Annotated in this window: 19 protein-coding genes and 2 rRNA genes (1 of these 21 only partly in view); 4 read left to right on the top strand and 17 right to left on the bottom strand. The window is 71.4% G+C overall.

All coding sequences use genetic code 11. The features are described from left to right. Positions 1–111: 111 nt before the first annotated feature. The 4 genes from ald to pyrG all read right to left on the bottom strand — a co-directional run bounded on the left by ald (position 112) and on the right by pyrG (position 6,051). Positions 112–1,227, bottom strand: a complete 1,116-nt coding sequence (gene ald, locus IE107_RS10700) for an alanine dehydrogenase (RefSeq protein ID WP_189543767.1) — start codon at positions 1,225–1,227, stop codon at positions 112–114. 143 nt (positions 1,228–1,370) lie between these two features. Continuing rightward, on the bottom strand, positions 1,371–3,434 hold the full coding sequence (locus tag IE107_RS10695; protein ID WP_189543486.1) for a tetratricopeptide repeat protein: 2,064 nt from the start codon (positions 3,432–3,434) through the stop codon (positions 1,371–1,373). Between the two features lie 215 nt (positions 3,435–3,649). Then, a complete protein-coding gene (locus IE107_RS10690) occupies positions 3,650–4,276 on the bottom strand; it encodes an NUDIX domain-containing protein (protein WP_189543485.1) in 627 nt (208 codons plus the stop codon). Positions 4,277–4,365: 89 nt separating this feature from the next. Further along, the gene (gene pyrG, locus IE107_RS10685; RefSeq protein ID WP_189543484.1) at positions 4,366–6,051 is read right to left on the bottom strand and encodes a CTP synthase; all 1,686 of its coding nucleotides are present in this window, start codon (positions 6,049–6,051) and stop codon (positions 4,366–4,368) included. 381 nt (positions 6,052–6,432) lie between these two features. On the opposite strand from pyrG, the gene IE107_RS10680 reads away from it, so the two are divergent. Continuing rightward, a complete protein-coding gene (locus IE107_RS10680) occupies positions 6,433–8,259 on the top strand; it encodes a glycoside hydrolase family 15 protein (RefSeq protein WP_189543483.1) in 1,827 nt (608 codons plus the stop codon). A gap of 7 nt (positions 8,260–8,266) precedes the next feature. On the opposite strand, the gene IE107_RS10675 is transcribed toward IE107_RS10680, so the two are convergent. After that, a complete protein-coding gene (locus tag IE107_RS10675) occupies positions 8,267–9,205 on the bottom strand; it encodes a sulfurtransferase (protein ID WP_189543482.1) in 939 nt (312 codons plus the stop codon). 218 nt (positions 9,206–9,423) lie between these two features. Between IE107_RS10675 and IE107_RS10670 the strand changes: the two genes are divergently transcribed. Beyond that, the gene (locus tag IE107_RS10670) at positions 9,424–11,049 is read left to right on the top strand and encodes a PucR family transcriptional regulator (RefSeq protein ID WP_189543481.1); all 1,626 of its coding nucleotides are present in this window, start codon (positions 9,424–9,426) and stop codon (positions 11,047–11,049) included. A gap of 18 nt (positions 11,050–11,067) precedes the next feature. Here the strand turns inward: IE107_RS10670 and IE107_RS10665 are convergent, their stop codons facing one another. The 6 genes from IE107_RS10665 to IE107_RS10640 form a co-directional block, all read right to left on the bottom strand. Beyond that, complete coding sequence (locus IE107_RS10665) at positions 11,068–12,162, bottom strand: glycosyltransferase family 4 protein (RefSeq protein ID WP_189543480.1); 1,095 nt, start codon at positions 12,160–12,162, stop codon at positions 11,068–11,070. 186 nt (positions 12,163–12,348) lie between these two features. Then, positions 12,349–13,110, bottom strand: coding sequence for an MraY family glycosyltransferase (locus IE107_RS10660; RefSeq protein ID WP_189543479.1), 762 nt, complete (start codon positions 13,108–13,110; stop codon positions 12,349–12,351). Positions 13,111–13,170: 60 nt separating this feature from the next. Further along, complete coding sequence (gene recN / locus IE107_RS10655) at positions 13,171–14,898, bottom strand: DNA repair protein RecN (protein WP_189543766.1); 1,728 nt, start codon at positions 14,896–14,898, stop codon at positions 13,171–13,173. A 125-nt stretch (positions 14,899–15,023) separates the two neighbouring features. Beyond that, positions 15,024–15,929 (bottom strand): NAD kinase, encoded by a 906-nt coding sequence (locus IE107_RS10650; RefSeq protein WP_189543478.1) that lies wholly within the window; start codon positions 15,927–15,929, stop codon positions 15,024–15,026. Beyond that, entirely contained in the window at positions 15,926–16,741 is an 816-nt protein-coding gene (locus IE107_RS10645; protein WP_189543477.1) for a TlyA family RNA methyltransferase, read from the bottom strand. The genes IE107_RS10650 and IE107_RS10645 overlap by 4 nt, the downstream gene beginning before the upstream one ends. Positions 16,742–16,748: 7 nt before the next feature. Beyond that, entirely contained in the window at positions 16,749–17,087 is a 339-nt protein-coding gene (locus IE107_RS10640; RefSeq protein ID WP_189543476.1) for a hypothetical protein, read from the bottom strand. 43 nt (positions 17,088–17,130) lie between these two features. Here IE107_RS10640 and IE107_RS10635 point away from each other — a divergent pair, with 43 nt between their 5' ends. Continuing rightward, positions 17,131–17,478: an SCP2 sterol-binding domain-containing protein gene (locus IE107_RS10635; RefSeq protein WP_189543475.1), complete on the top strand. Its 348-nt coding sequence runs from the start codon at positions 17,131–17,133 to the stop codon at positions 17,476–17,478. 33 nt (positions 17,479–17,511) lie between these two features. Here IE107_RS10635 and IE107_RS10630 read toward each other — a convergent pair whose 3' ends face one another. Together IE107_RS10630 and IE107_RS10625 are read right to left on the bottom strand one after the other, a co-directional pair. Further along, complete coding sequence (locus IE107_RS10630; protein ID WP_189543474.1) at positions 17,512–18,336, bottom strand: ABC transporter ATP-binding protein; 825 nt, start codon at positions 18,334–18,336, stop codon at positions 17,512–17,514. 112 nt (positions 18,337–18,448) lie between these two features. Next, entirely contained in the window at positions 18,449–19,477 is a 1,029-nt protein-coding gene (locus IE107_RS10625) for an HAD hydrolase-like protein (protein ID WP_189543473.1), read from the bottom strand. Between the two features lie 72 nt (positions 19,478–19,549). Between IE107_RS10625 and IE107_RS10620 the strand changes: the two genes are divergently transcribed. Next, positions 19,550–20,827, top strand: a complete 1,278-nt coding sequence (locus tag IE107_RS10620) for a DUF1015 domain-containing protein (RefSeq protein WP_189543472.1) — start codon at positions 19,550–19,552, stop codon at positions 20,825–20,827. A 59-nt stretch (positions 20,828–20,886) separates the two neighbouring features. On the opposite strand, the gene IE107_RS34640 is transcribed toward IE107_RS10620, so the two are convergent. The 4 genes from IE107_RS34640 to IE107_RS10605 form a co-directional block, all read right to left on the bottom strand. Continuing rightward, positions 20,887–21,591, bottom strand: coding sequence for a tetratricopeptide repeat protein (locus tag IE107_RS34640; protein ID WP_373302422.1), 705 nt, complete (start codon positions 21,589–21,591; stop codon positions 20,887–20,889). Next, the gene (locus IE107_RS34635; protein ID WP_268246585.1) at positions 21,591–22,259 is read right to left on the bottom strand and encodes a hypothetical protein; all 669 of its coding nucleotides are present in this window, start codon (positions 22,257–22,259) and stop codon (positions 21,591–21,593) included. Before IE107_RS34635 ends, IE107_RS34640 begins: the two co-directional genes overlap by 1 nt. Before the next feature lie 187 nt (positions 22,260–22,446). Continuing rightward, positions 22,447–22,563: ribosomal RNA gene (gene rrf, locus IE107_RS10610) — 5S ribosomal RNA — on the bottom strand. Between the two features lie 133 nt (positions 22,564–22,696). Next, a 23S ribosomal RNA gene (locus tag IE107_RS10605) occupies positions 22,697–24,121 on the bottom strand (it continues 1,709 nt past the right edge of the window).

Raw genomic sequence — 24,121 nt, 5'->3', positions numbered from 1 at the left:
CGTTCGAGACGAGTTGTACAGGACGCCGGCAAGGGCCCGACATGCGTCCGGCCGGACCTTGCTCGGCAAGGTCCGGCCGGACGCGTGAAGTTGACGGAAGCGGTTGACCCGTCAGCCGAGGAGCGAGCTCAGCTCGACGTGCTCCAGGCCGTGGGCCTCGGCCACCTGACGGTAAACGACCTGCCCGTCATGGGTGTTGAGACCCTTGGCGAGCGCGGCGTCACGGCGCAGCGCCTCGACCCAGCCGCGGTTGGCGAGCTCCAGGATGTACGGGAGCGTGGCGTTGGTGAGGGCGTACGTGGAGGTGTTCGGCACCGCGCCCGGCATGTTGGCGACGCAGTAGAAGACCGAGTTGTGGACCTTGAAGGTCGGCTCGGCGTGCGTCGTCGGGTGCGAGTCCTCGAAGCAACCGCCCTGGTCGATTGCAATGTCGACAAGTACACTTCCGGGCTTCATCTTGGCGACGAGCTCGTTGGTGACCAGCTTCGGCGCCTTCGCACCGGGGATGAGCACCGCACCGATGACGAGGTCGGCCTCGACGACGGCCTTCTCCAGCTCGAAGGCGTTGGAGACGACCGTCTTCACCTTGGTGCCGAAGACCTTGTCGGCCTCGCGCAGCTTGTTGATGTCCCTGTCGAGCAGCGTGACGTGGAAGCCCAGACCGACGGCGATCTGCGTGGCGTTCCAGCCGGAGACGCCGCCACCGATGACGACGGCCTCGGCAGGCGCGGTACCCGGGACGCCACCCGGCAGCACGCCTCGGCCGCCGACCGAGCGCATCAGGTGGTACGCGCCGACCTGCGGGGCCAGCCGGCCCGCCACCTCGGACATCGGGGCGAGCAGCGGGAGCGCGCGGTTCGCGGTCTCGACCGTCTCGTAGGCGATGGAGGTGGTGCCCGACTCGAGCAGCGCGTCGGTGCACTCGCGGGAGGCGGCGAGGTGCAGGTAGGTGAAGAGCGTCTGGTCCTTGCGGAGGCGGTGGTACTCCTCGGCGACCGGCTCCTTGACCTTCAGCAGGAGGTCGGCGGTGGCCCAGACCTCGTCGGCGGTGGAGAGGATCTGCGCCCCGGCGGCGACGTACTCCTCGTCCGTGATGGAGGAGCCGGCACCGGCGTTCTCCTCGACGACGACCTGGTGGCCGTGGCGGACGAGCTCGTTCACACCGGCGGGCGTGATCGCCACGCGGAACTCGTTGTTCTTGACTTCGCGGGGGATGCCGACCTTCACGTCGATCACGGTCCTTGGCTCAGAGGGTTACCCGGACATATCCATACATACCCGGATAGACACTACGTAAATGGAGACACCGCGAACACACGCGGCGAAGCCATTCTAATGAAGGGCTTCACGCTGTCTAGCCTTACAAAGCATTATTTTTCTGTCGCTGCACTACGGATTTCGCAGGCTGCACCCTCCTGCCTCAGCAATCTGTCGGCCAGACCCCGGTGCAGCCCGGCCGCTGCCGGGTCACCGAGCCTGTCCAGGGTGTCGGCCAGCCGGAGCTCCAGCGCCGCCTGAAGCCGCACGTCCCCGGCCCGCCTGGCCCACTCGACGGCCTCCTGGCAGGTGTGCAGGGACTCGTGCGGCCGGCCCGCGTACTCCTGCACCCGCGCCGCCTCGCTGAGCGCCCGCGCCTGGGCCGGGACGTCGCCGAGCCTGCGGTACCCGGCCGCGGCGGCACGCCAGTTCCGCAGCGCCTCGCCGTACCGCCCGGCATAGGTGTGAACGGCGCCGAGCCGCCCGTACAGCCGTGCCTCGTCGGCCCGCTCCCCCTGGGTGAGCCGCTGGGCCAGCGCCCGGCCGTACCAGTCGGAGGCCCGCTGGAAGTCCCCCAGCTCGGCATAGGCGCCGCCTACGGATTCCATCGCGCGGCCGGTGGCGTACGGGTCCTTCGCGGCCCGTCCGGCGTCCAGCGCGGCCCGGTAGCGGGTCAGTGCCTCCTGCGTACGGCCGGTCCTGGCATCGAGGTCGGCGAGATTGAGCAGGGCGGCGGCCCGTTCGCGCGGCAGGTCGCGCCGCTCGGCGACGGCGAGCACCAGACCGTGCAGTCCGTACAGTTCGGGCGCGGCCGCCTCGGTGCCCCGGTGCACGGCCAGCGCCCGCACCAGTGCGGCCACCAACCTCCTTGCCAGGGTGTCGAGTTCACCGTCCCCGACTGCGAACCTGGCCGAGGCCAGCAGGGCGGGACGGCGGATCCGCAGCCATTCGGCGGCCGCCTCGGGACCGGGGAAGCGCAGCGAGCGCGGCAGCCCGGCGAGCTTGCGGCGGGCCGGGGATCCCTCGGGTTCGGTGACCGCCCGGCAGGACTGGAGCAGCCGTACGGTCCGCTCCAGCATCCGGGCCCCGGCCAGCTGGATCTCCGCCGGCCGGTCCCTGGCCTCCAGCAGTGCCCGCAGCAGTGGTGCGAGGCAGCCGGGCACCTCGTACTGCGGCTGGTCCGCGCCGTTGGTGTGCAGCAGCCCCAGGGCCACGAAGTCGTCGAGGGTCGTCTGGGCGGCGGAGACGGAGCAGCCGGCCAGCGCGGACGCGGTGTGCGCGTCGACGAGTCCGGCGGGGGCGAGGGCGAGCAGTCGCAGTATCCGGGCGGCCGTCGGCGGAAGCGAGTCGTGGACCAGCCGGAAGGCACGGGCCAGCGGGCGGGAACCGGTGGACTGCTCCGTGTCGTCCGGCAGTTCGCGCAGCTGCTTGGTGGCGTCGGCGACCGACGCCATGGGGCGGGCGGCGAGCCAGCCCCCGACCATGACCAGGGCGGCCGGCAGCCCACCGCACTCCTCGGCGAGGGTCTCGGCGGTCCGCGGGTCGACGGTGATCCGGACCTCTCCGATGATGCGGGCGAGCAGCCGCACGGCGGAGCCCGCGTCCAGGCCGCCGATGGTGCAGGGGCGGACGCCGGGGATGCCGGTCAGCGGGCCCCCGGAAGTGGCGACCACCAGGCAGTCCGGGTTGTCCGGCAGCAGCGGGTCGACCTGCTCCGCGTCCGCCGCGTCGTCCAGGAGCAGCAGCGCGCGGCGTCCGGCGAGCTCCTCGCGGACCATCTCGGAGAGTTCGTCGCCGTCCGCGCCGGGCGGCCCGGTGACACCCAGCTGGTCGAGCAGTCCGCGGGCGGTGCGCTCGGTGGGCACCGCCGCGCCGCCGGGATCGGTGAGCCGGGCGCGGAGCAACCCGTCGGGGTGGTCGCCTGCGGCGAGCAGCCTGCGGGTGAGTTCACCGGCGAGCGCGGTGCGTCCGGAACCGGGGCGTCCGGCGATCAGCAGGACCCGGGCGCGGGCGGCCTTGCGACCGGCCAGAGTGTCCAGGCCGGCTCCTTCGATGTCGGCCCGTAGTTCCTTCAACTCGCGGTCGCGGCCGAAGAATTGGGGTGGGGCGGCGCCGGACGGCTCCTCGGTTCCCGCTGCCTTGGCCGGGCCGCTGGTGTCCACCGCCTGATCCGTCACGGGCCACGCTCCACTTCGCTGCACGCGTCGCCCGCCGGGACTCCGGTCAGGGCATTCCGAGCGTAGTTCAGGCGTGCGGACGATTTCCCTGGAGCACGGCGCGGAGGTCCCCCGATCGGATCAGCATCTTTTCCGATCGAAGGACCCCGGTGAACCGTTCAGTGGCCCGCGGGCCACCCCTGGCCCTCGGACCACCGGTCCTTCCCTGCGGCGGGTCAGGCCTCGAACGGGCGGGCCGGCCACGGCGCCTCGGCCGGACGCAGCGACTCGATCCCGTCACCGGCGAGGACCGCCGCAAGCGAAAGAACGCCCACCACCAGGCAGTTGTTGTGCAGTTCCCCCGCGAGCACGCCCCGTACCAGCTCCTGGAGCGGCACCCGGGCCAGCTCCATGTCGGCCTCCTCCTCGGAGACCTCGAAGCGCTCCCCTTCGGCCTCGGAGAGGTTCCGGGCCAGGAAGATCCGCACGGCTTCGTCGCAGCCGCCCGGCGTGGTGTAGACGTCGGTCAGCACCCGCCAGTCCTCGGCCTTGACGTACGCCTCCTCATAGAGTTCGCGCTGGGCCGCGTGCAGGGGGTTCTCGCCGGGGACGTCGAGCAGCCCGGCCGGGATCTCCCAGAGCTTGTGGCGCACCGGGTGGCGGTACTGCCTCAGCACGACGACCCGGCCGTCGTCGTCGAGCGCGAGCACGGCGACCGAACCCGGGTGGACCTGGTAGTCGCGGCGGACGACCGTGCCGTCCGGCATCACCACTTCGTCGGTGCGGACGCTGGTCTTGTTGCCGGTGAAGGGCGTCTCGGTCGCGGTGACCTGCCACTCCTCGGGCGTGTCCTGGAAACCCATCTACGTCCTCCCACGAAAAACAGAAACCGGGGTACGCATCCTCAGCGGATCCGTACCCCGGTCAACGTTAACGCCTGTGCGGTGCCGGACTACTTGCCCGGCGAGGCGGCCTTCGCGCCACCGGCCTTCGCGCCCGTCCTGCGCTCGACGGCCGCCTTCACCAGGCCCGCGAAGAGCGGGTGCGGGCGGGTCGGGCGGGAGCGGAGCTCCGGGTGCGCCTGAGTGGCGACCAGGTAGGGGTGGATCTCGCGCGGGTACTCGACGTACTCGACGAGCTTGTTGTCCGGGGAGGTGCCGGAGAAGACCAGACCGGCCTTCTTCTCCAGCTCGGCCCGGTAGGCGTTGTTGACCTCGTAGCGGTGGCGGTGGCGCTCCTCCACGTACGGCTGGCCGTCGTACGCCTCGCGGACCAGCGAGCCCTCGGCGAGCTTCGCCGGGTACAGGCCGAGCCGCATGGTGCCGCCGAGGTCGCCCGCGCCCTCGACGTACGCCAGCTGCTCCTCCATCGTCGAGATGACGGGGTGTGCGGTGGCGGCGTCGAACTCGGTGGAGTTGGCGTCGGGGATCTCGGCGAGGTTGCGCGCGGCCTCGATCACGATGCACTGGAGGCCGAGGCAGAGGCCGAGCAGCGGCACCTTGTGCTCGCGGGCGTACTGGATGGCGCCGATCTTGCCGTTGACACCGCGGTCGCCGAAGCCGCCGGGGACGCAGATCGCGTCGACGTCGCCGAGCTGCTTCGCGGCGCCCGACGGGGTCTTGCAGTCGTCCGAGGCGACCCACTTGACCTTGACCCGCGCCTTGTTGGCGAAGCCGCCGGCCCGGATGGCCTCGGTGACCGAGAGGTAGGCGTCGGGCAGGTCGATGTACTTGCCGACGAGCGCCACGGTGATCTCGTGGTCGGGGTTGTGGACGCGGTCCAGCAGGTCGTCCCACGTCGTCCAGTCGACGTCGCGGAACGGCAGGTCGAGCTTGCGCACGACGTAGGCGTCCAGGCCCTCGGTGTGCAGCACCTTCGGGATGTCGTAGATCGACTTGGCGTCCACGCAGGCCACCACGGCGGCCTCGTCGACGTCGCACATCAGCGAGATCTTGCGCTTGATGGCGGTCGGTACGTCGCGGTCGGCGCGCAGCACGATGGCGTCGGGCTGGATACCGATGTTGCGCAGCGCGGCGACGGAGTGCTGGGTCGGCTTGGTCTTGAGCTCGCCGGACGGGCCGATGTAGGGCAGCAGCGAGATGTGCACGACGAAGACGTTGTCCCGGCCGACCTCGTGGCGGACCTGGCGGACGGTCTCCAGGAACGGCAGCGACTCGATGTCGCCGACCGTGCCGCCGACCTCGGTGATGACGACGTCGACGTCGTCGGTGGCCATGCGGCGGATGCGGTGCTTGATCTCATTGGTGATGTGCGGGATGACCTGCACGGTGTCACCGAGGTACTCGCCGCGCCGCTCCTTGGCGATCACCTGCGAGTAGACCTGGCCGGTGGTGACGTTGGCGGAGCCGTCGAGGTCGACGTCGAGGAAGCGCTCGTAGTGGCCGATGTCCAGGTCGGTCTCGGCGCCGTCGTTGGTGACGAACACCTCACCGTGCTGGAACGGGTTCATGGTGCCCGGGTCGACGTTGAGGTACGGGTCGAGCTTCTGCATGGTGACCCGGAGGCCGCGCGCCTTGAGCAGGGCACCGAGGCTGGAGGCAGTCAGACCCTTGCCGAGGGATGAGGCGACACCCCCGGTGACGAAGATGTGCTTGGTCGTCGTGGATGTGGGCTGCATAGCCAAAGGGGGCTCCCGTGGTCGCGATCGTGAGGTGCGTACCGGCGTTTTCGTCCGGAGACTCCGGAGGCGCCGTCGCTGCGGTTCGGGGGCCTCGTCTGCGGTTGCGGACGACCACCGGTCCACGGGCTACCAGGGTATCAGCGCCGGGAGGACCCCGCTTCCGGCCGCATCCCGACGCCCACCTCGCATGATCACCACGAGTGCCCGTACACACACCCGTTCGGATCAGACCGGTTGTCGAGACGGTCGCGCGGATCACCGGGGTGCGTCGTATCCTGCTCGGACACTCGCCCCGGGCGAGGTGACGCGTTCGCAGGATCCCCCACAACAACCCCTTGCGACGACCTCTTGACCCGCAGTAATGCCCTACGGGGCGACATGGCCGTTCGACTGGAGATGCACGTGGCCGGGCGCATCGAGGATTACGCACTCATCGGAGACATGCAGACCGCCGCCCTGGTCTGCCGGGACGGCACAGTGGACTGGCTGTGCCTTCCCCGCTTCGATTCGCACGCCGTCTTCGCGGGACTGCTGGGTACCGAGGAGCACGGCTTCTGGCGCCTGGGACCGGCGCGGGCGGACGGGACACAGCCGCCGTCCGCGGACCGCCGCCGCTACCTCGGGGACTCCCTCATCCTGGAATCGGAGTGGGACACACCGCGCGGAACGGTCAGGGTGACCGATTTCATGCCGCCGCGTGACGGCGCGCCGCAGGTGATCCGGATCGTGGAGGGCATCAGCGGCCGGGTGCCGATGCGCTCGGAGCTGCGTATGCGGTTCAGCTACGGCCGGGTCACCCCGTGGGTGCACAAGGTCGACGGCCGTACGGTCGCCGTCGCGGGCCCGGACTCCGTCTGGCTGGACACCCCCGCCGACACGTACGGCGAGCACCTCACGACGTACTCCGACTTCACGGTGGCCCCGGGTGACCGGATCGCGTTCACCATCAGCTGGCAGCCCTCGCACCACGGGCCGCCGGGGCTGCCGGATCCGGAGGGTTCGCTGGACGCGACCGCGGACTTCTGGCGCGAATGGGTCGAGCAGTGCACGTACCACGGGCCCTACCGCGAGGCCGTGGTCCGTTCCCTGATCACCCTCAAGGCCCTGACATACGCGCCGACCGGCGGCATCGTCGCCGCGCCGACCACCTCCCTGCCGGAGGACATCGGCGGCTCCCGGAACTGGGACTACCGCTACACCTGGCTGCGCGACGCCGCGATCACGCTCTCCTCCCTGCTGCGCACCGGCTACCGCGAGGAGGCCCGCGCCTGGCGGGAGTGGCTGCTGCGGGCGGTCGCCGGCGACCCGGAGAACCTGCAGATCATGTACGGCATCGCGGGCGAACGCGAGCTGGGCGAGGCCGAGCTGGACTGGCTGCCCGGTTACGAGAACTCCGGCCCGGTCCGGGTCGGCAACGGAGCGGCGGGCCAGCTCCAGCTGGATGTGTACGGCGAGGTCACCGAGGCACTCCACCTCGCCCACATGACCGGCCTGACCCGCAACGACTACGCGACGGGCCTCCAGCTCAAGCTGATCGAGTACCTGGAGAAGCACTGGGACGAGCCGGACGAGGGCATCTGGGAGGTACGCGGGCCGCGCCGCCACTTCGTCCACTCGAAGGTGATGGCCTGGGTCGCCGTCGACCGCACCATCAAGCTCATCGAGTCCGGCGACGCGGAAGGGCCGCTGGAGCGCCTCCACGAGCTGCGCGACGAAATCCACCGCGATGTCTGCGAGCGGGGCTACGACCCCGAGCGCAACACCTTCACCCAGTCCTACGGGTCGAAGGAACTGGACGCCTCGCTCCTGCTGATCCCCCAGATGGGCTTCCTGCCGCCGGACGACAAGCGCGTGATCGGCACGATCGAGGCGATCCAGCGCGAGCTGTCCACCGAGGACGGCTTCGTACTGCGCTACCCCACCTCGGGCGAGGACGCGGGCGTCGATGGCCTGGAGGGCGACGAGGGCGCGTTCCTGGCCTGCTCGTTCTGGCTGGCGGACGACCTGGCGATGATCGGCCGGGTCGACGAGGCGCGTCAGCTCTTCGAGCGGCTGCTGGCCCTGCGCAACGACCTGGGCCTGCTCGCGGAGGAGTGGGACCCCCGGCTCCAGCGCCAGGTGGGCAACTTCCCGCAGGCCTTCAGCCACGTGCCGCTGATCGACACGGCGCTGCGCCTGACGGCGAGCGGGGCGTACGTCGGCTGACCCCGGGTCACGGGGCGGTCGGAGATCCGCCCGCCCCGTGACTCCGTGCCCGGGGCCCGTCCGGCCCCGATCCGCCGGTCAGCCCCTGCGCGCCGGTCACCACGGGCAGCTCCGACGGCAGTCCCCACTCGCTCCAGGACCCGTCGTACACGGCCTGCCCCCGGTACCCCGCCAGTTCCGCCCCCAGCGCCAGGACGCACGCGGTGACGCCCGATCCACAGCTGACGACCAGGCGCTCGCGCTCCCCGGCGAGGGCGGCGAACGCGGCGCGCAGCTCATCGGCCGGGCGCATCCGCCCCTCGCTCAGGAGCTCGCCGAAGGGCAGGTTGACCGCCCCCGGCATGTGTCCGCCGCGCAGCCCCGGCCGGGGCTCGGCGACGGCGCCGGTGAACCGGTCCCGGGACCGGGCGTCGAGGACCACCGCGGCCGGGTCGGCCAGGGCCGCCGCCACCTCCTCGCTGCCGACGAACATCCCCGCGCGCGGCCGTGCGGTGAAGTCGCCGGGCGTCGCGGCGGGCAAGGGCCCGGCACTCTCCAGCGGCAGCCCGGCCCCGGCCCAGGCGGGCAGGCCGCCGTCGAGCACCGCGACCCGGTCGAAGCCCATCGCCCGCAGCATCCACCAGGCCCGCGCGCTGGAGTAGATGCCCGCGCCGTCGTACACGACGACGGTGTCGGTGCCGTTCACGCCGAGGGAGCGCAGTTCCTCGGTGAACCGGCCGGCCCCGGGCATCGTGTGGGGCAGCGGTGCCGAGTGGTCGGACAGCGCCCCGTCGATGTCGAAGGCCCGCGCTCCGGGGATCCGCCGCTCGCCGCCCCGGTGCGCGCCGACCGAGGCGTCGAGCACGACGGGTCCCGGTCGGCCGAGCCGCCGCGCCAGCCAGTCGGCCCCGACCAGCGGGCCGGGCAGCTCCGGACTGCTTGAGTACGTCGACACGTCGTCGCCCACGGCTGCTCCAGGTCCTGATCCGGATGGAAGGGCCACTCGGCCCGGACCGCGCGGCGTCCACAAGATCGCAGCGGCGCTCGCCCCGTGTCAACAACGGCTCCGCGGCCCCGGACTCCCCCGGTGGCTCCCCCGACGACGCCTCGGGCGCCCGGGGCCGGTACCTTCCTGAATCAGGGCGAGTGCCCGTTGGACCCGAGTGAAAGGCGAGGCCGGAGTCAGTGGAGACGCAAGGCGGAATCACCGTGCAGCGAGCACTGGAGCTGCCGGGGCTGCGCGGCGGGCTCCCGGAGGTGGTGGCCGGCGCGGACCGGCTGAACCGTACGGTGCGCTGGGTGCACGCGGGCGAGGTCCCCAACATCGCTTCGCTGCTCAAGGGCGGTGAACTGCTGCTCACCACCGGCCTCGGGCTCGGCACCCGCCCCGCCGAGCAACGCGCCTTCGTCCGCAGGCTCGCCGACCGCCAGATCGCCGCCCTGGTGGTGGAGCTCGGGCCGCGCTTCAGCCGGCTGCCGGCGTCGATAGTGGACGCCGCCCGCGCCGCGGGGCTGCCCCTGGTGCAGCTGCACCGCGAGGTGCCGTTCGTGACGGTGACCGAGGAGATCCACACCGAGATCGTCAACGGTCACTACGCGCTGCTGCGGCAGGCCGAGGACGTGCACCGGCGGTGCACGGAGGCGCTGCTCGGCGGCGGCGGGGTGCCCCAGGTGCTCGGCATCCTGGCGGACTTCACGGCCAACCCGGTCTTCCTGGAGACGGCGGACGGCCAGCTGTTGTACGCGGCGGGGCCCGGGTCCGGCCCGGTCTGTGCCGATCCGCTCCAGGTGTGGGACGGGATGCGCGGCGGCCGGGCGGCCCGTGAGACACCGCCGACCGGTTCGGTGCTGGTGGATGTGCCGGGTGGTGGCCCCGGTACCGGTTCGGTACGGGCCAGGCTGGTGCTGCTGGCCGTCTCCGGGCCGCTGGTGACCGTGCACCGGATGGCGGCGGAGCGGGCGGCGGGCATCCTCGCCGTCGTGCTGATGCAGGCCCGCCAGGAGGAGGAGCTCGCGGCGCGCGGCCGGGGCGACTTCCTGACCGATCTCGCCGAGGGCCGGATCACGCCGGAGGACGCGCCCGCCCAGGCCCGCGTACTGGGGTTCAAACCGGCCGGCATGCCGCTGCTGCCGGTCGTGATGCGGCTGGCACCCGAGCTCTCGGTGTCCGGGAACTGGGCCTTGCTGGCACGGGCGGTGCTGGAGGAGCTCTCGTCCGTGGGTGTGCCGGTACTGCTGGGCGTACGGCCCGTGGAGGGCCGGGTTCCGGTGCTCCTCGGGCTGCGGTCCGAGTCGGAGCGCACGGCGGTCGCGGACCGGGTCGCGGCAGCGCTGCGGGCCGGTGTGGAGCGGGCCGGGCTGGAGCGGGCCGGTTCGCATCCGCCGGTCGTGGTGGTGGGCGTGGCGGGCGGCTGGGCGGCGGCCGGCGCGGGGCTGCGGCACGCGGCGGAGACGGCTACGGCCGCACACGGCCTCAGCGACCGGCCCTGGTACGACGCCCGGCGCCTCGACATCGACCTGCTGCTGTGGCGGTTGCGGGACCATCCGGATCTGGCGGCCTTCGTGGACCGGGCGATCGGCCCGCTGCGCGATCACGACCGCACCTCGCGCCCGGCGCTGCTGCCGACGCTGGAGACGTATCTGGCCCACGCGGGCCGCAAGGCGGAGACGGCGCGGGAGCTGCATCTGAACCGTCAGACGCTGTACAACCGGCTGGCCAGGATCGGCGAACTGCTCGGCACCGACCTGGACGACCCCCAGGCGGTGCTGGCGCTGAGCCTGGCCCTCCGGGCCCGCCGCCACACCTCGTAGCCGGGCCGGTCGAGCGGCTCAGCGCGGCCGTGCCGCCAGCGGCTGGGTCAATTCGTCGTACACACTGAGCACTTGGGCGATCGTGTCGTCCTCGGTCGGCCAAATCGCCGCCTGTGCCAGCCCGGCGGCCGTCATCTCCGCGCGCCGCCGGGGGTCCCCGAGCAGCCTGGCCACCACCCGCGCCAGCGCCTCCGCGTTCCCGTACGGTACGAGTTCCGCGGCGTCCCCCACGAGTTCGGGCACCCCGCCGACCGCGGTGGCGACCAGCGGGACGCCGAGCCGCAGCGCTTCCTGGGCCACCACCGAACGCTCCTCCCAACTGCTGGGCAGCACGGCCAGATCCGCCGCGGCGAGCAGTTCGGCGCGGTCGGCACGGTCGCCGACGAGCCGGACGGGCAGATCCTCGTTCCTGATCCGGCGCTGCAGAGCGGCCCGATCCCGCCCCTCGCCCACGACGACCAGGAGGGGCGCGGGGTCCAGCTCGTGCCACAGCCGCGCGGCGTCGAGCAGGGTGCCGTATCCGTGATGCGGTACGAGGCTCCCGCAGGCGATGACCAACGGCCTTTCCACCGCCCCGAGTTCGGCCCGCGCCTTGCCCGTGTGGGCGGCGGCGGGCAGGTGGGGTACGGGAGCGGAGACCGGCGCGAGCCGCGCGTCGCGCGCCCCTCGGAGCCGCGCCCCGTCGACCAGGTCCGATGTCGTGCCGAGCACAACCGCCGCCGCGCGGGCGGCCCTTCGCTCCATCAGCCGGATCAGCCTTCTTCGGGGCCCTTCGGCGTGCGCGCGGGCGTGCCAGGTGACGACCAGCGGAACGCGTCGGCCGCCGAGCGCGAGGGCGGCGCGCACGGCGGCGTGCGGGCCGTGCGCGTGGACGATGTCCGCCGTCGTGCAGGCGGCGCGCAGGGCGGCGACGGAGACGAAGTCGCTGCGCCGGGGCACGGGAGTGAAACGGGCGCCGGTACCGGAGTAGTTGTAGGCGTGGTCCAGTTCGGCCGGGGCGCAGACGGTGACGTGCACGCCTCTCGCCACCAGTCCCGCGGCCAGCGAGCTGACGTGGGCGCTGCTGCCCGCGCTGCCGCCGCCCAGGACTTGGACCGTACGCAGCTGTGACACGTTGAATGGCTCCCGGGGCTCCCGAGTCGGCGGTGATTGCATCGCCAAGGATGCCAGTCCGTACGCACGTTCCGGCACAATCAGGCCGTCGTCACGGCCCGCGCAGCAACTACCGGACGCGGCTCACCACTCGCACGGGTGAGAATCCGGCGCGCTGTTGCCCGCCCCGCCCCACGGGCCGCCCGGTCAGCGTTCCGACAGCACCCGGACGAGCCGGCTGATCCGGTCCCCGTACGCCGCCGCCGCGACCAGTCCGGCGGCGTGCGCGAGGAGTCCGGCCCGGCCGCGTCCCGCGACGATCGCGACCCCGAGCGCAGCTCCCAGGGCGTGGACCCCGGTGTCCCCGAGCATGGTCCGCTCCCCCAGGTCGTCGGCGACGAGGGCGGTCACGGCCCCCATCGGCGCGGCGGCGAGGCCGACCGGCAGACCGGGGGCCCCGAGGGCGAGCACGGCGGTGGCGGCGGCGCCGGGCCGCACGTCCGTCAGATTGACGAGATGGGCGGTTCCGGCGATCACGACCGCGGCGAGCATCCGGTCGACGGGCCGCTCCTTGAGCAGCGCGCCGGCCGCGAGCCCGGCGGCCCCGATCCCGAAGAGCTTCACCGCGCCGCTGGTCACCTCGCCGTCCCGCAGCGCGCCCAGATGGGCCCGGAATCCACGGCGCGGATCGTCCGCACCGACGAGATCGTCGTACGCACCGCAGCCGCCGGCCGCCAGTACGGCGAGCGCGGCGGCGCACCGGGTACGGGCCGGCAGCGGCAGGACGGCCGTCCCGGCCGCGGCACCGAGGGCGGCGGCCGGACCCGCGTACAGATCGACGGTGCGGCCCGCGTAGTTGGTACGCAGCCCGCGCGGGCGGGGCCGGGTCCGCAGCGCCCGGTACACACCCCCCGCCACGGCGGCCGCGACGGTACCGGCTGTCATGGCCCTGCCGAACGCTGCTCCCATGGGCGCCAGACTACGCAGCGGACCGCCGCGGCGGCCTACGGGGGTCCGCGCCCGTGGGCCCTACCCGTTGGACCTGGCCGCGGCCAGCAGCTCCTCCGCGTGGGCCCGTGCCGTCCGGGAGTCCTCCTGGCCCGCGAGCATCCGGGACAGCTCCCGCACCCGGTCCTCGCCCTCCAGGACCGTGACCCCGCTGCTGGTCACCGCTCCGTCGACGGTCTTCTCGACCAGCAGCTGCCGGTCCGCGAAGGCCGCCACCTGCGGCAGGTGCGTGACGACGACGACCTGGGCGGACCTGGCGAGTTTCGCGAGCCGCCGCCCGACCTCGACCGCGGCCTTGCCGCCGACGCCCGCGTCGACCTCGTCGAAGAGGTACGTGGGTACGGGGTCGGCGCCCGCGAAGACCACCTCGACTGCGAGCATCACCCGGGACAGCTCACCGCCCGACGCGCCCTTGGCGATCGGCCGCGGCTGGGCACCGGGATGCGGGGCCAGCAGCAGCTCGACCTCGTCGGCGCCGGACGGGCCGTAGACCACGCTCCGCCCGTCGATCTCGATGCCGGACGCCTCGTCGGCCGCCTCGGTCTGCCGGATGTCGAAGGAGACCCGGGCGTGCGGCATGGCCAGCGAGGCCAGCTCCGCGGTCACCGCCTCGGCGAAGAGCGCGGCCGCCCGGTTGCGCGCGTCGGTCAACGCCTGCCCCAGGACGGAGAGTTCGGCCCGCAGCGCGTCGCGCTCGGCCGTCAGCTCGCCGATCCGGTCGTCGTCGCCCTCCAGCTCGGTGAGGCGGGCGGCGCCCTCCAGGGCCCAGGCCAGCACGGCACCGATGTCCTCGCCGTATTTCCGGGTGAGCGCGGTGAGCGCGGCACGGCGCTCCTCCACCACGGCGAGCCGCAGCGGATCGGCGTCCAACTGATCGGCGTACCCGGCCAGTTCACCCGCCACGTCGGAGAGCAGGATCGAGATCTCGCCAATCCGGTCGGCGAGCGCCGCCAGTGCCGGATCGTGGGCCCGCACGGCGTCCAGGGAGCGTCCGGCGGCGGCGACCACGGTCGTCGCGTCGACGCCTTCCGGGTCCTCCGGATTGCCCGCGAGCGCGGTGTGCGCGAGGGCCGCGGCGGAGGCCAGCGCCTCCGCGTGGCCGAGCCGCTCGGCCTCGGCGGCCAGCTCGCCGTCCTCACCGGCCAGGGGCTCGACCGCGGCGATCTCGCCCAGCCCGAAGCGCAGCAGATCGGCTTCCTGGGCGCGTTCACGGGCACGCGTCTTCAGCTCGTCGAGCTCCGTGACGACCGCCCGCAGCCGCCGGTAGGCCGCCGCGTACTCGGCGTGCGGCACGGCGACGGCGTCGCCCGCGTACCGGTCGAGGGCCTGCCGCTGCCGGGCGGGCTTGAGCAGTCCCTGCTGGTCGGTCTGGCCGTGCACGGCGACGAGTTCGTCGGCCAGTTCGGCGAGCACGCCGACCGGCACGGACCGGCCGCCGAGATGCGCCCGGGAGCGCCCCTCCGCGGAGACGGTACGGCTGATCAGCAGCGCTCCGTCCTCGATCTCGGCCCCGGCCTCCTCGGCCCGCAGGGCGACGGGGTCGCCGTCGGACACCGTGATCCGGCCCTCGACGACGGCTGCCTTGGCCCCGATCCGCACGAGGGCGGGGTCGGCGCGCCCGCCGAGCAGCAGCCCCAGACTGGTGACGACCATGGTCTTGCCCGCGCCGGTCTCACCCGTCACCGCGGTGAAGCCGGGTGACAGCTCCACCACCGCGTCGTCGATGACTCCGAGCGACCGTATCCGCATCTCCTCCAACACGGACACGACCTTACGAGGTCCGGACCCCGATGTGCGACGGACCCCGCCCCCCGGGTCCGCTCTCCCGGGTGTCCGCCCGGCATGCGCAACACCTCCGGGGGAATGTCCGCCGGTCAGTGCGGTGCGCCGCGCCACCCGGAGACCGGCAGTGCGAATTTCGCGACCAGCCGGTCCGTGAACGAGGCGTGGTGCAGCCGCGCCAGCCGTACGGGCACCGCGCCGCGCCGCACCTCGACCCGCGCTCCCGCGGGCAGCTCCACGGTCCGGCGCCCGTCGCACCACAGCACCCCGTGCGGGGTGTGCTGCTGGACCTCGACGGCGAGCACGGACGTCGGCGAGGTCACCAGCGGCTTGGCGAACAGCGCGTGGGCGCTGATCGGCACCATCAGCAGCGCCTCGACCTCGGGCCAGACGACGGGACCGCCCGCCGAGAAGGCGTAGGCGGTCGATCCGGTCGGGGTCGCGCAGACGATCCCGTCGCAGCCGAAGCCGGTCACGGGACGGCCGTCGATCTCCAGGACGACCTCCAGCATCCGCTCGGGCGACACCTTCTGCACGGCCGCTTCGTTGAGCGCCCAGTCGGTGTGGACGACATCGCCGTTGCTGCGCACCACGACATCGAGCGTCATGCGCTCCTCGACCTGGTACGCCCGGGTGACGACCCGGTCGACGACCCGGTCCAGGTCGTCGCGCTCGGCCTCGGCGAGGAAGCCGACCCGGCCGAGGTTGACACCGAGCATCGGCACCCCGGAGGCGCGGGAGAACTCGGCGCCGCGCAGCAGCGTCCCGTCCCCGCCGAGCACGATCAGCAGCTCACAGCCGTCCACGGCCCCGGGCGTGGTGTCCGTGACCGTCTCGACGCACGACGGCAGCGGCAGATCGGTCGCCTCGGTGGCCAGCACCCGGACGCCGAGGCCGCTGCGCAGCAGCCCCTGTACAACCAGTTCGGCACTGCGGATCGCGGCCGGACGGCCGGTGTGTGCCAGAAGAAAGACAGTTCGTGCCGCATTCGTCGTCAACGAGGCCCCTCCGCCACTGCACGGTCGACATCTGCGGGATCCAGCTCAGGTGCTCCTGCCCGCAGCCAGAGAAAGTACTCGACGTTTCCCGAGGGCCCCGGCAGCGGGCTGGCCGTCACCCCCCGTACTCCGAGTCCCAGCTCCCAGGCCCGGCGTGCCACCTCCCGTACCGCTTCGGCCCGCAGTTCGGGGCTGCGCACCACACCGCCGCTGCCCAGCCGCTCCTTGCCGACCTCGAACTGCGGCTTGACCATGAGGACGAGGTCCGCGTCCGGGGCGGCGCAGCGCGCCAGGGCGGGCAGCACGAGACCCAGCGGGATGAACGACAGGTCGCCGACCACCAGGTCCACCGGCTGCCCGTCGATCGCCTCCAGCGTCAACTCCCGTACGTTGGTGCGGTCCTTGACGGTGACGCGCTCATCGGACTGGAGCGACCAGGCGAGCTGCCCGTAGCCGACGTCGACGGCGACGACATGGCCGACGCCGGCCCGCAGGAGCACATCGGTGAAACCACCGGTCGACGCCCCGGCGTCCAGCGCCCGCCGCCCCTCGACCTCCAGTCCGAGGGGTACGAAGGCGGCGAGGGCGCCCGCGAGCTTGTGCCCGCCGCGCGAGACGTACTCCGGGTCGCTGTCGTCCTTGATCACGACGACGGCGGCACTGGTCTCGACCTGGGTGGCGGGTTTGGTCGCGGTGTTCCCACCGACGGTCACCCGCCCTGCGGCGATCAGCTGGCTCGCATGCTCGCGCGAGCGGGCGAGCTTACGGCGTACCAGCTCGGCGTCGAGGCGGCGACGTGCCACTCCTGCCACGTTCGGTTCAGCTCCTGTTGTTGTACGAGGGCATCGGTGCGGGTACCGGTGCGGGTGCGGGTGCGGCGTCCAGCCCGGTCAGCGTTGCGCGCAGCCCGCGGTGTACATCCTCGTACACCTCGATGTGCCCGTCGGCCGGGAGGTGGTCCGCATCGGCGAGACGCTCCAGTTCCGCGTCCACCCCGGGGTTGCCGGTGGGGGTGCGCACGACACCGAGGGGCGCGGGCGCGGCGGGGTCGAGCGGGCCGCCTGCGGCCGGGTCCGCGCCCTCGCCGGACGGGTCCCCGGCCTCGCTCCCGGGCAGTGTTCCGGCTGCCGTCCCCGGTTCCGGCGTCGAGTCGCTCATGCGGGAAACGCTACCGCGAAGGGCTGCGGTACCGTCGGTCGCAATGGCGACCATGGCGGAGTGCCGCAGCGCACTCGACAAACTGTCCGACAGCCTCGCGGAGGCCGACGGCGGCGTGCGCAGCGCGGCTGCCCTCGACCGCTCGCTGAGCTGTCACATCAAGGACCTCGACATCACCTTCACCGGCCGGCTGGCCGATGGCCGGATCCAGGTCCTCGACACGATCGAGGGGCCGCCCCGCGAGAAGGCCGAGATCCGGCTCGCGATGACCGGTGACGATCTGGTCGCCATGGTGGACGGCGACCTGAACTTCGCCAAGGCATGGGGTTCGGGCCGGGTCCGCCTGGAGGCCGGCTTCCGCGATCTGCTGAGACTCAGGTCGCTGCTGTAGACCGGGACGGGCCGGTCTGCACCGACCGCCGCGTCAGCCCCCGGCCGACGCCGCGGCGGCCGTCTTGTCGTGGCGCGGCCTGCGGGCGGCCGGTACCACCAGCGGGGTCCCGGTCTCCGGATCGTCGATGACCTGGCAACGCAGCCCGAAGGCCCGCTCCACCAGCTCCGCGGTGACGACCTCGCCCGGTGCGCCCTCGGCGATCACCTCGCCCTCCCGCATCGCGATCAGATGGGTGGCGTAGCGCGCCGCGTGATTCAGGTCGTGCAGGACGGCGACCAGGGTGCGCCCCTGCGTCTCGTGCAGTTCCGCGCAGAGGTCGAGAACATCGATCTGGTGCTGGATGTCGAGATACGTCGTCGGCTCGTCGAGCAGCAGCAGTGGCGTCTGCTGGGCGAGCGCCATGGCGATCCAGACGCGCTGGCGCTGCCCGCCGGACAATTCGTCGACATAGCGATCGGCGAGCGCGCCGACTCCGGTCGCCGCCATCGATTCCTCGACAATGCGTTCGTCGTCCGGCGACCACTGGCGCAGCAGCCCCTGGTGCGGGTAGCGGCCTCGCCCGACGAGGTCGGCGACGGTGATGCCGTCCGGCGCGATGGAGGACTGCGGCAGCAGCCCCAGCGTCCTGGCGACCTTCTTCGCCGGCATCCCGTGGATCGCCTGCCCGTCCAGGAGCACCCGCCCGCTGTCCGGCTTCAGCATCCGCGAGAGCGCGCGCAACAGGGTCGATTTGCCACAGGCGTTGGGGCCGACGATCACCGTGAACGAGTTGTCGGGAATCCCGACCGAGAGATTCTCCGCGATGACGCGCCGGTCGTAGCCGAGGGTCACCGAGTCCGCGGTGAGGCGCTGCATGGTCGTACTCCCCAAGTCGCAGGTGATCGGGTGCGGGACGACGACACACCGAGCAGAACGAAGTTAGGTTAGCCTACCCTCCCTTGCGTCGCTGTCCCCGGGAGTCCTCCCGCTACAGCCCCAGCCTGGCGACCGCCTTCCCTGCGTCCAGAGCGCACGAACCGTCGCCGGCGTACGACCACGCCGCCCCGCAGAGCGCCCGCAGCCCGTCGAGTACGTCCCCGTCCCCCTCCAGCACCGGCTCGTCCCCGCGCACCGACGCGGTCCAGCCCCCGCACACGAAACCCTCGCCGCTCTCCGCCACCTCGGGCTGCCCGGTCAGCAGGCCCCGCAGATCCGCGTCCACATATGTCGGCCGGTGCTTCGGCACGGCGGCCACCAGCTGCGCCGCGTCCGTCACCCCGGTGAGCACCAGCAGGGAGTCCACACCGCCGTTGAAGGCTCCCTCGATGTCCGTGTCCAGCCGGTCGCCGACCACCAGCGGACGCTCGGCCCCGGTCCGCAGCACCGTCTCCCGGTGCATCGGCGGCAACGGCTTCCCGGCGATCTGCGGCTCGGCCCCGGTGGCGATCCGTACGACCTCCACCGCCGCGCCGTTCCCCGGTGCGATGCCGCGGGCACTCGGAATCGTCAGATCCGTGTTGGACGCGAACCACGGCACCCCGCGCGCGATCGCGTACGCGGCCTCGGCGAGCCGCCCCCAGGCCATGTCGGGCCCGCCGTACCCCTGCGCCACCGCGGCCGGCTCGTCGTCCGCCGACTCCACCGGCACCAGACCGCGCTCCCGCAGCGCGACCCGCAGCCCCTCGCCCCCCACCACCAGCACCCGGGCGCCGGCAGGCAACTGGTCGGCCATCAGCCGGGCGACCGCCTGCGCCGAGGTGATCACATCGGCGGGCTCCGCCGGAACGCCGAGTTCGGTCAGGTGCCCGGCCACCGCGGCCGGGGTCCGCAGGGCGTTGTTGGTCACGTACGCCAGGTGCATCCCGCCGTCCCGCGCCGCCCGCAGCGAGTCGACGGCATGGACGATCGCGTGACCGCCCGCGTACACCACCCCGTCGAGATCGAGCAGTGCCGTGTCGTACGCCTCGTTCAGCGCGGTGCTGCTGCCGCTGGGCCTGGTCCTGCTCGCCTGACTCATTCTTTACGCTCCTCGCTCCTTGCTTTCCGTCCCGATCATCGCGCATCCCGGCCGCACACATACGATGCAGAAATGAACACATCAGGTGCGGCCGGCCAGGGACTGCGGCTGATCCCGTTCCGTGGACTGCGTTACGTCCCCGAGCGGGTCGGCAGCCTTGCCGCGGTGACCTCACCGCCGTACGACGTCGTTGTCCGGCCCGACGGTCTGCACCACCTGGAATCGGCGGATCCGTACAACATCGTCCGGCTGATACTGCCGCAGGCAGAGACGGCCGCGGCCCGCCACGAGCAGGCGGCCCAGACCCTGAACCGCTGGCTGGCCGAGGGGGTCCTCGCACCGGACAGCGAGCCCGCTCTGTACGTCTACGAGCAGCGCAACGCCGAGATCCTGCAACGTGGCATCGTCGGAGCGCTGGCGCTCTCCGCCCCCGCGGACGGCATCGTCCTGCCGCACGAGGACGTGATGGCCCATGTCGTCGAGGACCGGGCCGACCTGATGCGCACCACCGCCGCCAACTTCGAGCCCCTGCTGCTCACCTACCGCAGCGACGGCGACGGCCCGGGGGCGACCGCGGTCATCGAGCGGACCACACACCGCCCGCCGCTGCTCGCCACCACCACCGAGGACGGCTACCGCCACCGGCTCTGGGCGGTCACCGCCCCGGCCGACCGCGCCGAGATCGAGACCGACCTGGCCCACCACCAGGCCCTGATCGCCGACGGCCACCACCGCTGGGCCACCTACCTGCGCCTCCAGCAGGAACACACCGCTCCGGGCCCCTGGGACTTCGGCCTGGTCCTCCTCGTCGACACGGCCCGCTACCCGCTCCGGGTCCGCGCCATACACCGGCTGCTGCACCGCCTCCCGGTCGCCGACGCACTCGCCGCGCTGGACGGCCTCTTCCGCGTCCGCGACCTGGCCGGTCCGCTCCCCCGGGCACTGGACGCACTCGCCGAGGCGGCTGCCGAGGGCAACGCGTTCCTGCTCGCCGGCGATGGCGGTTTCCATCTCATCGACCGCCCCGACCCCGGCCTGCTGTCCCGCACGATCCCGGCCGACCGCCCGCCCGCCTGGCAGGCCCTCGACGCGACGGTCCTGCACGCGGCCCTGCTCGACCACGTCTGGAAGATCCCCGACGCCCCGGAACACATCGCGTACATCCACGACACCGCGGCCGCCGTCGAACAGGCCGAGCGTCACGACGCGACGGCGGTCCTGATGCATCCGGTACGCGAAGAAGTCGTCCGGGACCTCGCCCGGCAGGGCGTCACCATGCCCCGCAAGTCGACCTCCTTCGGCCCGAAGCCGGCCACCGGCCTGGTCCTGCGAAGCCTCGACCTCGGCTGACCCGCGGAAACAAGAAGAGGGCGGCATCCCGGATGGGATGCCGCCCTCTTCTTCACACATTACGCCTCGGACGTACGACCCTTGTCCCCGTCTTCGCCGTTCTCGTCCTCGCCGCTCTCGCCGTTCTCGTCCCCGTCCTCATCCTCGTCGAGGGCGTCGACGAACTCGACACCGTCCATCTCGGCGAGCCGGTCGGACGCGTCGGTCGAGCCGTCCTTGTCGGCCTCCAGGGCCTTCCCGAACCACTCACGCGCCTCGTCCTCACGCCCGGCCGCCAGCAGCGCGTCGGCGTACGCGTAGCGCAGCCGCGCCGTCCACGGGTGCACGGCGTTCGAGGCGAGCTCGGAGCTCTGCAGGGTGACGATGGCCGCATCGAGCTGCCCCATGTCCCTGCGTGCCCCGGCGGCCACCAGCCGCATCTCGACCTGCCCGGCCTTGTCGAGCTTCTGCACCTCGGGCTCGCCGGCCATGGCCAGCGCCCGCTCGGGACGCCCGAGCCCGCGCTCGCAGTCGGCCATGACGGGCCACAGCTCCGCGGACCCGGTCATCCGCTTGGCGGCCCGGAACTCCGCCAGCGCCTCCGAGTACTTCTGCGTGGCGTACGCGGCGAACCCGGCCGCCTCCCGCACCGCAGCCACCCGCGAAGCCAGCCGCAGCGCGATCCGCGAGTACGCGTACGCCTGCTCCGGGTCCTCGTCGATCAGCCGGGCCACCATGACGAGGTTGCGCGAGACATCCTCGGCCAGGGTCTTCGGCAGGCTCATCAGCTCCTGCCGCACATCCTTGTCGATCTCGTCACCCGTGACGTCCTCGGGAATCGGCAGCCGCTTGACGGGCTCGCGGTCCCGGTCGTCCCGACGCTCGTACCCGCCACGGTCGTCACGCCCGCGGTATCCGCCCCGGCCGCCACGATCGTCCCGCTGCCCGCGGTATCCACCGCCCCGACTGTCATCGCGCCGGAAACCGCCACCGGAGCCACCGCCGCGGCTGTCGTCACGACGCGGCCCACGGTCGCGGTCGTCACGGCGGAACCCACCGCCCCGGCTGTCGTCGTCCCGACGGGGACCACGCGGCCGGTCATCACGCCGCTCGAACCCACCCGAAGGACGCCCACCACGCTCATCATCCCGACGCGGCCCACGGAACCCACCACGCTCGTCGTCCCGACGCGGCCCACGATCCCGATCGCGGTCACGGTCGTCCCGACGGAACCCACCACCACGACTGTCATCACGCCGGAAACCGCCACCGGAGCCACCACCGCGGCTGTCGTCACGACGCGGCCCACGGTCGCGGTCGTCACGGCGGAAGCCGCCACCCCCGCTTCCGCCGGTGGGCCGGCTGTCGTCACGCCGGTAGCCACCTCGGTCGTTGTCCCTGCGTGGTCCGCCGGAGCGGTCGTCACGACGGCCGCTGAAGCCGCCTCGGTCACCACCGTCCCGGCGACGCGGCTCGCGCTCCGAACGATCGTCGGGAGAGTTGGTGGACATCGGTGTGACTCCTGTCAATCGGGTACTACAAGACATTCTGACGCAACCGAACACCCGGCGCGCTTCCATAAAAACAAAAGGACCCTTGGTCCCAGCGTGAACGCTGGGACCAAGGGTCCTTGAAAGATTGTTCGGCGGCGTCCTACTCTCCCACAGGGTCCCCCCTGCAGTACCATCGGCGCTGAAAGGCTTAGCTTCCGGGTTCGGAATGTAACCGGGCGTTTCCCTAACGCAATGACCACCGAAACACTATCGGGCCATCCCGCAGAGCGGGATATCGGCACTTAGCGAACAAGCACACTTTTCAATTAAGTAGTGAAGCTGTTCAACCGGTGCGACTGTTCGCAACCCGGGAACAACACAGTGGACGCGAGCAACTGAGGACAAGCCCTCGGCCTATTAGTACCAGTCAGCTCCACCCGTTACCGGGCTTCCACATCTGGCCTATCAACCCAGTCGTCTACTGGGAGCCTTAACCAATCAAGTTGGTGGGAACACTCATCTCGAAGCAGGCTTCCCGCTTAGATGCTTTCAGCGGTTATCCTTTCCGAACGTAGCCAACCAGCCATGCCCTTGGCAGAACAACTGGCACACCAGAGGTTCGTCCGTCCCGGTCCTCTCGTACTAGGGACAGCCCTTCTCAATATTCCTACGCGCACAGCGGATAGGGACCGAACTGTCTCACGACGTTCTAAACCCAGCTCGCGTACCGCTTTAATGGGCGAACAGCCCAACCCTTGGGACCGACTCCAGCCCCAGGATGCGACGAGCCGACATCGAGGTGCCAAACCATCCCGTCGATATGGACTCTTGGGGAAGATCAGCCTGTTATCCCCGGGGTACCTTTTATCCGTTGAGCGACAGCGCTTCCACAAGCCACTGCCGGATCACTAGTCCCGACTTTCGTCCCTGCTCGACCCGTCGGTCTCACAGTCAAGCTCCCTTGTGCACTTACACTCAACACCTGATTGCCAACCAGGCTGAGGGAACCTTTGGGCGCCTCCGTTACTCTTTAGGAGGCAACCGCCCCAGTTAAACTACCCATCAGACACTGTCCCTGATCCGGATCACGGACCCAGGTTAGACATCCAGCACGACCAGAGTGGTATTTCAACGACGACTCCACAACCACTGGCGTGGCCGCTTCAAAGTCTCCCACCTATCCTACACAAGCCGAACCGAACACCAATATCAAACTGTAGTAAAGGTCCCGGGGTCTTTCCGTCCTGCTGCGCGAAACGAGCATCTTTACTCGTAGTGCAATTTCACCGGGCCTATGGTTGAGACAGTCGAGAAGTCGTTACGCCATTCGTGCAGGTCGGAACTTACCCGACAAGGAATTTCGCTACCTTAGGATGGTTATAGTTACCACCGCCGTTTACTGGCGCTTAAGTTCTCAGCTTCGCCGACCCGAAAGTCAGCTAACCGGTCCCCTTAACGTTCCAGCACCGGGCAGGCGTCAGTCCGTATACATCGCCTTACGGCTTCGCACGGACCTGTGTTTTTAGTAAACAGTCGCTTCTCGCTGGTCTCTGCGGCCACCCCCAGCTCAGAGTGCAAAACCCATCACCAGGAATGGCCCCCCTTCTCCCGAAGTTACGGGGGCATTTTGCCGAGTTCCTTAACCATAGTTCACCCGAACGCCTCGGTATTCTCTACCTGACCACCTGAGTCGGTTTAGGGTACGGGCCGCCATGAAACTCGCTAGAGGCTTTTCTCGACAGCATAGGATCATCCACTTCACCACAATCGGCTCGGCATCAGGTCTCAGACTTATATGCACGACGGATTTGCCTACCGTGCG

This window comes from Streptomyces gelaticus (genome assembly GCF_014649535.1).
Lineage (GTDB): Bacteria > Actinomycetota > Actinomycetes > Streptomycetales > Streptomycetaceae > Streptomyces > Streptomyces gelaticus.
The sequence above is the reverse complement of the archived record's forward strand: the minus strand, read 5'-3'. Positions and strand labels throughout refer to the sequence as shown.